Annotated in this window: 8 protein-coding genes; 5 read left to right on the forward strand and 3 right to left on the reverse strand. The window is 68.6% G+C overall.

Features of this window, described 5'->3' with window-relative positions; genetic code table 11:
- Window positions 1-32: 32 nt before the first annotated feature.
- A complete protein-coding gene (locus tag FHY09_RS12810) occupies window positions 33-2,876 on the reverse strand; it encodes a M16 family metallopeptidase (RefSeq protein ID WP_166927281.1) in 2,844 nt (947 codons plus the stop codon).
- 390 nt (window positions 2,877-3,266) lie between these two features.
- On the opposite strand from FHY09_RS12810, the gene FHY09_RS12815 reads away from it, so the two are divergent.
- Window positions 3,267-3,728 (forward strand): XAC0231 family protein, encoded by a 462-nt coding sequence (locus tag FHY09_RS12815; protein ID WP_166927282.1) that lies wholly within the window; start codon window positions 3,267-3,269, stop codon window positions 3,726-3,728.
- Between the two features lie 130 nt (window positions 3,729-3,858).
- Window positions 3,859-4,338, forward strand: coding sequence for a tRNA (cytidine(34)-2'-O)-methyltransferase (locus FHY09_RS12820; RefSeq protein ID WP_166927283.1), 480 nt, complete (start codon window positions 3,859-3,861; stop codon window positions 4,336-4,338).
- Between the two features lie 18 nt (window positions 4,339-4,356).
- Here the strand turns inward: FHY09_RS12820 and FHY09_RS12825 are convergent, their stop codons facing one another.
- Complete coding sequence (locus FHY09_RS12825) at window positions 4,357-5,520, reverse strand: acyl-CoA dehydrogenase family protein (RefSeq protein ID WP_166927284.1); 1,164 nt, start codon at window positions 5,518-5,520, stop codon at window positions 4,357-4,359.
- Window positions 5,521-5,834: 314 nt separating this feature from the next.
- Here FHY09_RS12825 and FHY09_RS12830 point away from each other — a divergent pair, with 314 nt between their 5' ends.
- On the forward strand, window positions 5,835-7,511 hold the full coding sequence (locus tag FHY09_RS12830) for an electron transfer flavoprotein-ubiquinone oxidoreductase (protein WP_166927285.1): 1,677 nt from the start codon (window positions 5,835-5,837) through the stop codon (window positions 7,509-7,511).
- 10 nt (window positions 7,512-7,521) lie between these two features.
- Window positions 7,522-7,929 (forward strand): c-type cytochrome, encoded by a 408-nt coding sequence (locus FHY09_RS12835; RefSeq protein WP_208407849.1) that lies wholly within the window; start codon window positions 7,522-7,524, stop codon window positions 7,927-7,929.
- A gap of 11 nt (window positions 7,930-7,940) precedes the next feature.
- Here the strand turns inward: FHY09_RS12835 and FHY09_RS12840 are convergent, their stop codons facing one another.
- Window positions 7,941-11,168 (reverse strand): response regulator, encoded by a 3,228-nt coding sequence (locus tag FHY09_RS12840; protein ID WP_166927286.1) that lies wholly within the window; start codon window positions 11,166-11,168, stop codon window positions 7,941-7,943.
- A 77-nt stretch (window positions 11,169-11,245) separates the two neighbouring features.
- On the opposite strand from FHY09_RS12840, the gene FHY09_RS12845 reads away from it, so the two are divergent.
- Window positions 11,246-11,884: a response regulator transcription factor gene (locus FHY09_RS12845; RefSeq protein WP_166927287.1), complete on the forward strand. Its 639-nt coding sequence runs from the start codon at window positions 11,246-11,248 to the stop codon at window positions 11,882-11,884.
- The last annotated feature ends 30 nt before the right edge of the window (window positions 11,885-11,914 follow it).

Consider the following 11,914-nt stretch of genomic DNA (forward strand, 5'->3'; position numbering starts at 1 on the left):
CCGGCGCGGCGCGGCCGCGCTGCGGGGTGCGATTACTTCACCGGATTACCGTCGGCGTCGATGACGGTGACCTCGCCCAGCTTCAACGCGCGCACGGCGGCCTCGGTCTGCTTCAGGTCACCCACCACCACCCAGGTCAGCGCGTCCGGGTTGATGCGGCCGGCGGCCTCCTGCACCTGTGCCGGGGTCATCGCCTCGATCTCGGCCTTGCGCTTGAACACGTAGTCGTCCGGCCGCTTGAACTGCACCAGCCCGCCGATGGTGGCCAGCACCGCGTCGGCCGTCTCGTAGGCGCCGGGCAGGCTGAGCGTCTGGATGTTGCGGATGCGGTTCACTTCGGCGTCGGTCGCCGGCTTGGCGCCGCTGGCGAACTCGGCGATCTCCTTGCGCATCTCCTCGATGGCCGGACCGGTCTTGTCGATCTGCACCGGCGCCATCGCCATCCACGGGCGCTGGCCCACGGTGCTGCTGGCGCTGCTGCGTGCGCCGTAGGACCAGTGCTTGTTCTCGCGCAGGTTCATGTTCAGGCGCGAGGTGAAGTCGCCGCCCAGTACGCCATTGGCGATGTCGAAGCGGGTCGAGCCCGCATCCACCGACGAGGGCACCACCTGCCCGGCGAACAGGTTCGCCTGCACCGCACCGGGCTGGTCGATCAGGTAGACACGCGGCGCCTGGGGCAGGGCCACGGGAGTCGCCGCCTTCACCGTCGGTGCCGGGCCGTCACTCGTCCAGTCGCCCAGGTGACGCTCGAGCAGCGGCAGGAGTTGCTTGAGCGTGGTATCGCCAACCACGATCAGCGTGCCCGCTTCCGGACGCAGCCAGTCGCGGTGGAAGTCCACCAGCTCCTCGCGGGTCAGCTGCGCGATGGCCGCTTCGTCGCCGCTGCCGGTGAAGGGAATCGCATACGGATGGCCCTTGCCGTACAGCAGTGGCGGCAGCACGCGCATCGCCGAGGCGCTCGGGTTGGCTTTCTCCTGGGCGATGCCGGCGATCCAGCTGGCCTTGACCCGGTCGATCTCGGCCTGGTCGAAGCGGGGCGCGCGCAGCAGGTCGGCGTACAGCGCCAGCGACGGGTCCAGGTTCTCCTTCAACGCGGAAAGGTCCACGCTGCTGAAGTCCAGCCCGGCGGACGCATCCAGGTTGGCCCCGAGGGCGTCGGCGGCATCGGAGAACGCCAGCGAACCGCGTTCGCCCGCGCCTTCGGTCATCAGGCTCATGGTGAAGTTGGCGGTGCCCGGCTTGCGGCCCTGGTCGGCGCTGAAACCGCCCGGGAACTGGTAGCTGAACTGCACCACCGGAATCTCGTGGCGCTCGGCCAGGATCACCCGCGTCCCGTTCTTCAGCGTGGCCCGCTGCAGCGCCGGGAACTTCAGCTCCGGGAAGCGCTGGGTCTGCGGCACGCCGGTGCTGCGGTCGACCTGCGCCGGCAACGTGCGGAACTTCGCATCCACGGCCGGCACCTCGAAGGGCTTCGGCGCAACCGAGGGCTCTTCTTCCAGCGCCACGCGCGCGCCGGGTTCGACCACCAGCGTATGGCTGCCCACGCCGAGCCAGCGGCTGCCGACACGGCGCAGGTCATCCGCACTGGCCTTCTCGATGGTCGCCAGTGACTGGCGGAAGCAGCCCGGGTCGCCGGTGTAGACCGCGCACTCGGCCAACGCATCGGCCTTGCCACCGAAGCCACCGATGCGCTCGATGCCGCGGATGAAACCGGCGCGGAAGGCCGTCTTGGCACGTGCGAGCTCTTCGGCGGTGGGGCCGTCCCTGAGCAGGCGTTCGATCTCTTCGTCGATGATCGCCTCCACCTTGGCCGGATCCTCGCCCTGCTTGACGGTGGCCATCACGATGAACTTGGAGCCGAGCTGCGAGCCGAGCGCACCGGCGGTCACGTTGTCCACCCGCTTCTCTTCATGTTCCAGGCGCTTGCCCAGGCGCGAGGACTTGGCGCCGCCCAGCACCTGCGCCAGCAACTGCAGCTGGTCGATGTCGGTAGTGCCGAGCTGGGCCACATTCCATGCCCGGTAGATGCGCGCCTGCGGCACCTTGTCGGTCATCACTTCGCGGGTGTCAGCATCGCGGTGGGCCACGTCCACGCGGGGCTGCGCCATCGACGGGCCGGCCGGGATGCTGCCGAAATAACGCGTGGCCTTTTCCTTGGCGGTGGCCACGTCGATGTCACCGGCCAGCACCAGCACCGCGTTGTTGGGGCCGTACCAGGTGCGGAACCAGGTTTTCACGTCATCCAGCGAGGCCGCGTTGAGGTCGTTCATAGAGCCGATGACGCTGTGGTGGTACGGGTGCCCGGCCGGGTACAGCGCGCGGTTGAGCTTGGTCCACACCTGGCCGTAGGGCTGGTTCTCGCCCTGGCGCTTCTCGTTCTGCACCACGCCGCGCTGCTCGTCCAGCGCCGCCTGGTCGATCGCACCGAGCAGGTGCCCCATGCGGTCCGATTCCATCCACAGCGCCATGTCCAGCGCGGTGGTGGGCACGTTCTCGAAATAATTGGTGCGGTCGGTGTTGGTGGTGCCGTTCTGGCCGGTGGCACCGACCTGCTTGAAGGGTTCGAAATACTCGCCGTCGTGGTTTTCGCTGCTCTGGAACATCAGGTGTTCGAACAGGTGGGCAAACCCGGTGCGCCCGGCCGGTTCGTCCTTGCTGCCCACGTGGTACCAGACGTTGACGGCGACGATGGGGGCCTTGCGATCGGTGTGCACGATCACGCGCAGGCCATTGGGCAGGGTGAACTGCTCGAACGGAATGTCCACGCTGGCCACCGCAGCCGGCTTGGCCAGCAGCGGCGCGGGCGCCAGTCCGCCGATAGCGACGGTAAGCGCTACAGCGAGCAGCGCAGTGCGCGGACGCAGGCGAGCGGTCATTCCGGATCCTTGGGTGAGTAGTTGAGGCAGCGATCCTAGCGCGCTGCCTTCACGCGCGCACCGGTCGACGGTCATGCCCCTGTCAGGAAGGCCCCGCCCGGGTCGCGGGTCACAGCAGCGGCACCCGATCGTCTCCTTCCTCGAGCCACCGGGGCTGCAGGTGGACAGATGTCCGGACAGCGGACACGGTGGAGCAGCGCAAGTAATTGAATCGACAACTAAAAAAACCTGGCACGGCGATTGCTCCAGTTCTGGTCGAGGCAACTTGCCCAAGGACTTTATGAACACAGGATTAATGGATTGCTCTACGCACCGATTGTTCTTGCACCATCTGATTAGGTGTACTACCTTACTACCACACCACTCATCGACCACACCAAGGAACCTGCCGTGAACACCAGCACCCTCGCTCTCGCCATCGCCCTGATCGCCGGTTCCGTCGTCGGGACCCCGGCCCAGGCGGCCGAAACCGTCACGACGCTGGCAGCCGTGCAGGTCCGCCCCGCTGCCGACCAGATCGCCCAGCAGCGCCTGGAGCAGACCAGCGGCATTGCCACCCTGGCCGCCGTCGAGGTCCGCCCGAGCGCCGAACAACGGGCCGAGCGTGAGGGTCCGGCCGTTGCCATGGCGATCACGACGCTCGCCGCCGTGCAGGTCCGCCCGAGCCTGGAGCAGCGCGTCGCGCTGATGGCCGAACAGCAGGCCGGGCAGTACGCCACCGTGCTTGCCGCTGCCGCCACCACCCTGGCGCAGGATGTGATCGTCAACCTGCCGGTCGTGCAGGTGCGGCCTTCGGCTTCGGAGCTGCAGGCACTGGCCGTCGACACCGCGATGGTCCTGGTCCGCCCGTGAGCGAAGGTCCGTCATGTCGCCGATGATTCCCGCCTGCGCACGCATGCCCTGCCACTGACACCGGGCCCGTTCCACGTTGCAGGGCCCGGCGTCCCACGCCAGAACGTTTGCGGCGCTTTACACTGCGCCGATGAGCCAGGTCCCCACGTTCCACGTCATTCTGTTCCAGCCTGAAATTCCCCCCAACACGGGCAATGTCATCCGTCTGTGTGCCAATACCGGGGCGCAGCTGCACCTGATCGAGCCCCTCGGCTTTGCATTGGAAGACAAGCAGCTCAAGCGCGCAGGGCTGGATTACCACGAATATTCGCGCGTGCAGGTCCACCCCGGGCTGCCCACCGCGCTGGAGCACATCGCGCCGCGCCGGCTGTTCGCCCTGAGCACCCGCGCCAGTGTCCGCCATGACAGTGTGCGGTATGAAGATGGCGACGCCTTCCTGTTCGGACCCGAAAGCCGGGGCCTGCCGCAGGATCTGCTGGACAACCTGCCCGAAGGCCATCGCCTGCGCCTGCCGATGCGCCCGGACAACCGCAGCCTCAACCTGTCCAACACGGTGGCGGTGATGGTGTACGAGGCGTGGCGCCAGCATGGATTCGCCGGCGGCGCATAGCCGGGTGCCGGGGCGGCGTCAGAACGCGTTGATGCCGGTGAGCTCGCGCCCCACCACCAGTTTGTGGATGGTCTCGGTGCCCTCGTAGGTGATCACCGATTCCAGGTTGAGCGCGTGCCGGATGGCGGCGTGATCGGTAGTGATGCCTGCCGCACCGAGCAGCTCACGGCAGTCGCGCGCGATGTCGATGGCCATCCGGCAGTTGTTCCATTTGGCCAGGCTGACCTGGGCGGGCTGCATCCGTCCGGCCTCCTTCAGCCGGCCCAGCTGCAGGGCCATCAGCTGGGCCAGGGTGAGGCGCCGCGCCATGTCCGCCAGCTTCACCTGGGCATCCTGCGTGGCGGCCAGCGGACGTCCGAACAGCAGGCGGCCCCCGCTGTACTCCAAAGCCTCCCGCAGGCAGGCCTGCGCGGCGCCGAGCGCGCCCCAGCTGATGCCGAACCGCGCCTGCGTCAGGCATCCCAACGGTCCCTTCAATCCCCGCACGCCCGGCAGCCGATTGGCCTCCGGCACCCGCACGTCATCGAGGAACAGGGCACCGGTGGAGGACGCACGCAGGCTCATCTTGCGCTCGATCGGCTGCACCGCGAATCCGGGCATGCCTTTTTCCACGATGAAACCCTGCACGCCGTCTCCGGTCTGCGCCCAGACGATCGCCAGATCCGCGATCGGTGCGTTGGTGATCCACAGCTTGCTGCCCGACAGCCGCCAGTCGTTGCCTTCGCGCCGCGCCTGCGTACGCATGCTGGACGGATCCGATCCGCCCTGCGCCTCGGTCAGGCCGAAGCAGCCGATCCGTTCGCCGCGCGCCATCGCCGGCAGCCAGCGCGCGCGCTGTTCCTCGCTGCCATAGGCATGAATGGGGTACATGCACAGCGAGCTCTGCACCGACACGAAGCTGCGCAGACCGGAATCGCCGCGCTCGAGTTCCTGGCAGATCAGTCCGTAAGCCACCGGCCCCAGCCCGCCGCCGCCGTAGGCCACCGGCAGCGTGGCACCGAGCAGCCCAAGCGCAGCGATCTCTTCGACGAGCTCGTGGGGAAAGCGCGCCTGATCGAAGGCCTCGCCGATGATCGGCAGGACGCGCTGGTCGGTGAAGCGCGCCACGCTGTCCTGCACCGCGCGCTCATCCTCGCCGAGCAGGCCACGGACATCGAAAAGATCGGTCGGGGAAAGGGTCATCCGGGGTCCACGCCGCAGGGAGGGAGCTGCATTCTCGGCCGCCCGCGTGCGTGCCGTCGAGCCACCGCTGCCCGTACAGCGCACGCGACGGTCCATGTGCCGCCCTCGCGCCGCAACGCGCTGCAGTGCAGCACGAACGGCGCGTATCGTCGGCCAAGCGCCGCCGCACGAGAGTGAACATCGCCGATCTAGGCGTAAACCGCGCATCCCGGTACCCTGAGGGATTCAAACAGCTGTTTCGCCGTGGTCCCACGTGCGATTCCCAGGCAACCGCCGCCTCTCCGGAGTCGGCCTACCCAAGAGTCAGGTGATCCATGAGCGCAGAAACGATGGAACTGCCCCCCCGCGAAGTGATGGAGTTCGATGTCGTCATTGTCGGCGGCGGTCCGGCGGGACTGGCCACGGCCATCCGGCTTCGCCAGCGCGCCATCGAGGCCGGTGCCGAGCTGTCGGTCTGCGTGCTCGAGAAAGGCTCGGAGGCCGGCGCGCACATCCTGTCCGGCGCCGTGGTGGACCCGCGCGCCCTGAGCGAGCTGTTCCCGGACTGGCGCGAACGCGGCGCCCCGCTGAAGCAGGAAGTCACCCGTGACGAGTTCCTGTTCCTCAGCGAGACCGGCGCGCGCAGCACGCCGCAGGCACTGCTGCCGGAGTGCTTCCACAACGCGGGCAACTACATCGTCAGCCTGGGTGAAGTCACCCGCTGGCTGGCCCAGCAGGCCGAGGCGCTGGAGGTGGCGATCTTCCCCGGCTTCCCTGCCGCCGAGGTGCTGTATGGCGAGGGCGGCGCGGTCGTCGGTGTGGCGACCGGGGACATGGGCATCAACCGCGATGGCACGCCCGGCCCGGCATTCGAGCGCGGCATGGCGTTGATGGCCAGGTACACGATCTTCGCCGAAGGCTCGCGCGGCCACCTGGGCCGCCAGCTGATCGCCCGTTTCAAGCTCGACGAGGGCAAGGATCCGCAGTCCTATGGCATCGGCCTCAAGGAACTGTGGCAGGTGGATCCGGCCGTGCACGAGCCAGGCCTGGTGGTGCACGCGGCCGGCTGGCCGCTGGATGGCGATACCTATGGCGGTGCGTTCCTGTACCACGCCGAGGGCGGCAAGGTCTCGGTGGGCTACGTGGTCGGCCTGGATTACAGGAACCCGTGGCTGAGCCCGTTCGAGGAGTTCCAGCGTTTCAAGACCCATCCCTCGATCAGGAAGTACCTCGAAGGCGGCAAGCGCATCGGCTATGGCGCCCGCGCCATCACCGCCGGCGGCCTGCTTTCGCTGCCCAAAACCGTGTTCCCCGGAGGTGCGCTGGTGGGGTGTGAAGCCGGTTACCTCAACGCCAGCCGGATCAAGGGCAGCCACGCGGCCATCAAGACCGGCATGATGGCCGCCGATGCCGCCTTCGATGCACTGGCGGCCGGCCGCCAGCACGATGAGCTCGGCGCGTACCCGGAGGCGTTCGAACGCAGCTGGCTGCATGCCGAGCTGCAGCAGGCCAAGAACTTCAAGCAGTGGTTCAAGAAGGGCCAGACCGTGGCCACGCTGATGACCGGTGTGGAGCAGTGGCTGCTGCCGAAGCTGGGGATCCGCAATCCGCCGTGGACGATCCACCGCACCGTGGCCGACCATGCGTGCCTTGAACCGGCGTCCAGGCACGCGCGCATCGCCTACCCCAAACCGGATGGCGTGCTGACCTTCGATCGCCTGAGTTCGGTATTCCTCAGCAGCACCAACCACGACGAGCATCAGCCCAGCCACCTCACGCTCAAGGACGCCAGCATCCCGGTGGCGGTGAACCTGGCCGAGTACGCGGGCCCGGAAGCGCGCTACTGCCCGGCGGCGGTGTATGAGTATGTGGGCGCGCCGGGCGAGGAGCGGCTGCAGATCAACGCGCAGAACTGCGTGCACTGCAAGACCTGTGACATCAAGGACCCCACGCAGAACATCGTCTGGGTCACGCCGCAGGGCGGCGGTGGGCCCAACTACGCCGGCATGTAAGGCGGCTGCGATGTCCGGTGTGCGCCGCCGTGGCAGGGGGGTGGGGCGGTGGGCCCTGCCCCTGCTGCTGCTGGCCGTGGTCGCCTGCCGTGGCCCGGCCGCGGCGGAGGACCCGGCGGCCCGCGAACGCGAGCGTGCCTTCGCGCTGTGCGCCGGCTGCCATACCGTGCATGCCGGTGGCATCCACCGCTACGGACCCAACCTGCACGGTGTGCTGGGGCGCCGGGCCGGCAGCGTGGCCGGCTACGGCTACTCCGACGGCATGCGCCACGCCGACATCGTCTGGAGCGAGCAGACGCTGGACCAGTTCCTGCGCGCGCCCACGGCCATGGTGCCGGGCACGCGCATGTACAACGCGTTTCCCGATCCGAAGCGGCGCCAGCTCATCATCGACTACCTGCGCGAGAACGCGCGCTGAGCCGCAGGCGATCACCCTGGCGCTGCGGACGGTCCTGGCAGCCATTTCAGCAGGCTGGTACGCAGGTCTGCCAGCGACAGCGGCTTGATCAGCACATCGTCCATGCCGGACTCGCGGCACTGCCGGATCTCTTCGGCCAGGATGCTGGCGGTCAGCGCCACGACCGGCGTGCGCGGTCCGCCGTTGCGGCCCTCGCGCTCGCGCAGCACGCGGGTGAACGCGTAGCCATCCATCACCGGCATGCGGCAATCGGTGATGACCAGATCGAACGTCTCGGCCGCCATCCGTTCCAGCGCCTCGCGCCCGTTGCCCGCAGCGGCGTGCTGCACGCCAAGCTGTTGCAGCCGCCAGACCATCATCGCCATGGCCGTGGGGTGATCTTCCACCACCAGCACGCGCGCACCGCGCTGCGATTCAGGCAAGGGCGCCACCTGCTGTGCGCCGGACAGCGTTGCGGCAAGGTCGGCCTCGCTGGCGACCGGCAGTTGCAGCAGGACATCCACTTCGGTGCCGCGGCCGGCCGCACTGCGGATCGCCAGCGTACCGCCCATCAGCTGCACCAACCGATGGCAGATGCCCAGGCCCAGGCCGGTGCGGCGCACGTCTTCGGCAAGCGCCGCACCGCCGGAGGCCAGGCCCTGCTGGATCGCCTCCAGCCGCGCGGCCTCGATGCCCGTGCCGGTATCGGTCACGCGCAGCCGGATCGACTGCAAGCCGGGCGTGTGGTCGTCCAGCACATCCAGCCGCAGGCCCACGCTGCCTTCGGCGGTGAAGTGCAGCGCATTCTCAACGAGGTTGTGCAGCACCTGCCGCAGGCGCAGCCCATCCACCTCGTGCGCGTTGGCCAGTGCAGGCGCCATGTGCAATGTGAGCGCCAGGCCGCGTGCCTCGGCGGCCGCCGCGAACTGCTGGACGATGCCTTCCAGCAGCGGGCGAAGCGGCAGCGGCAGCGGGTCCAGGTGCAGCGCCCCGGCGTCGATCTTGGCGTAGTCCAGGATGTCATCGAGCATCCGGTGCAGTGCCTGCGCGGCGTGCTCCGCTTCGCGCAGCAGCACCCGCTGCTCCTGCTGCAGGGGGGAATGGGCGAGCATCTCCAGCAGTCCCAGTACGCCGCTCATCGGCGTGCGGATCTCGTGGCTCATCATCGCCAGCAGCTGCGCCTTGGCCTGGGCGGCGTGTTCGGCGGCCGCGCGTGCATCCACCAGTGCGTCGGACTGCGCGCGCGCCTGTGACACATCCACCCAGTACCCACTCCAGGTGACCGTGCCATTGTCGGTGGCATAGGGCTGGGCCTGGCTGCGGATCCAGCGCGCGCCGCCAGGCGGCGCGGTGCGGAACTCGAAGGCCAGCGGCAGGAAATCACGCGCGGCCTGCTCGATCGCCGTGCGTACGGCCGTCCTGTCACGTGCGTCGATGCTGTCCAGCAGCGTGGCCGAGGACTGCGTGACGGCCTCGCGGTCGACGCCGAACAGGGGCTGCATGTCACCGGCGATATAGGGAAACTCGAGTTCACCGTCACGGCGTCGGCGCATCTGATAGACCACCGCCGGCAGGTTGCCGGTCACCTCGGCCAGGCGCTGCTCCAGCCGCAGTCGGCCAGCGATCTCACGGCGCAGGCGCCAGTAGCCCAGTGCGTGCACGAACAGCGCGGCAAGCAGCAGCAGCGCGATCGGAATGCCCCAGCGCGCGATGCTGCGCCAGCTCTGGCCGCTGTGGTATTCCACGTTGAGCCAGTCGTTGCGCAGGGCCTCGCGCTCACGTGCCGGCAGCTGCTGCAGCAGGCGATCGAAGCGGGTCACCAGTGGGGCGTACTGCTGTTTGGCGACCAGCGTCAGCGCATCGTCGAAGCCTGCCGGTGCAGCCACTTTCAGCTGCGCGGGGAACCGCTCGCGCAGGAGCCGGTCGATCGCGGCCAGGTTGCCGATATAGGCCTCGGCTTCGCCATTGAGCAGGCGCTGCAGCGCCTGCTCGGTGCTGCGGGCGACGATGATGCGGGCGCCCGGTGCGCGTTGCAGCACGCGGGCGCGCAGACGGTCCGGATCGGACAGCAGCACGCGCTTGCCGGTGAGGTCGTCCATGTCCAGCACGGTGCCACTGGCCGGCCCGGTCACCACCACATTGGGCACGCTGATGAACGGTTGGCTGAACACCCAGCCGCGGCCCAGCCAGGTGGAATCGGCAGGTACGCCGAGAGCGGCCTCCATGCGGCCGGCGCGCAGCTCGGCGCGCAGTCCGTACCAGTCATGGGTGGGCACCGGCTGCAGCGTGGCACCCACCGCGCGCAGCCGCTGCAGGTAATCACCGACCAGGCCTGAGGGCTGGCCATCGGCACCGATGAAAGACAGCGGTGCGGCATTGGGCGGATAGCCGATGCGCAGCGGCGTGGACAGCACGCGCCGTTCGGCGGCGTCCAGCACCCCGCGGGCGGGGCCGGACCAGACGGGCACGCGCAGCCACCGTGCCGACAGCGCGCTGCGCTGCTGCAACGGCAGGTCGGCCAGTGCGTCGTCGAGTGCTTCGCGCAGCAGCGCAGCGCGTAAGGGCACGCCGAAGTGCAGGGTTTCTTCGGCCATGCCGCTCGGCCGCAGCAGTTCGAGCCCGGTGAACCCCTTCTCCGCCAGCAGCGTATCTGCGACGTACGCGTTGCCCACGAACACGTCCGCCGTGCCGGCAGCCACCTGGCGCAATGCGGCGGTGGTATCGGCCGCGGTGGTGAGCTGGGCATCGGGGAAGCGTTGGCCGATCCGCGGCCCGGTCAGGAAGTCCGATTCGGTCACCACCCGCAGGCCGGCCAGGTCCGGGCGTTCGGAGGACCGCAGGTCGCCCACGCGGCCGACCAGTGCCAGCGGCGCGCTGGCGTAGGCCGCGGTAGGGACCAGGCAGCGCGGTGACCCGGCACCAGCGGCGATGTTCATCACCACGTCGATCTCGCCGCGGCAGGCCGCATCGAGCAGTTCGGTCCAACCGGGGTGGAAAACGTACTGCACGCGCACGCCGAGCGAGCGTGCCAGGTGTTCAAGCAGGTCAGGTCCGAGCCCGCGCACGTGCCCCTGCCGGACCGATTCGAACGGCGGCCATCCGCTGTCGTAGACCCCCACCCGCAGCACCGGATGCGTGTTGAGGTACGCTGCCACCGCCGAACCGGCTGGTACCGGTGCAGCCCACGTCCTGACAGGGATCAGGCCGCACAGCAGCCCGCACAGCGCGCCGAGGGTCCAGCCGATGATCGTGCGCACCACGTTCTCTCTCCCTAGAATGAGGCACCGTCAATGCCGGTTTCCAACCACCCATCGCTGCCCCGGGGCCATACTAGAGCATGACGCTTCGCATCATCATCGCTGACGATCATCCGGTGGTCCGCATCGGCGCGCGCTCGGTCATCGAGTCCAGTGGCACGGGCGAGGTGGTGGCCGAGGCCAGTTCCTCCCAGCAGCTGCTCGCGCAGCTGGCCAGTCATCCCTGCGATGTGCTGGTCACTGACTATTCCATGCCTGAAAGCACGGCGCCGGATGGCTTTGCGATGATCAGCATGATCCGCCGCCATTACCCGCAGCTGCCGATCCTCATGCTCAGCGTGTCCAGCAACCTGGCGATCCTGCGCATGGTGCGCGACGCCGGCGTGCTGGGCCTGGTGGACAAAAGCTCTTCCATGGATGAGCTGCCGGTGGCAATCCGCACGGTGCACCGGGGCCAGCTTTACGTCAGCCAGTCGCTGCGCGAGCGGGTCGAAGCGACAGGCTCGACCGCCATCACCGGCGACCAGGACAAGCCGCTCTCGCCGCGGGAACTGGAAGTGCTGCGGCTGCTCAGCAAGGGCATGACGGTCAAGGACATCGCAAGCATGCTCAACCGCAGCGCCAGCACCATCAGCCGGCAGAAGGGCGACGCCATGATGAAGCTTGCGCTGGAAACCGATGCCGAGCTTTACGACTACCTGCGGGCCGGACGGCTGTAGCGACGCCGCGGGCCCGTGCGGCCAAGGCTG

It is taken from the genome of Xanthomonas sp. 60 (assembly GCF_011761925.1).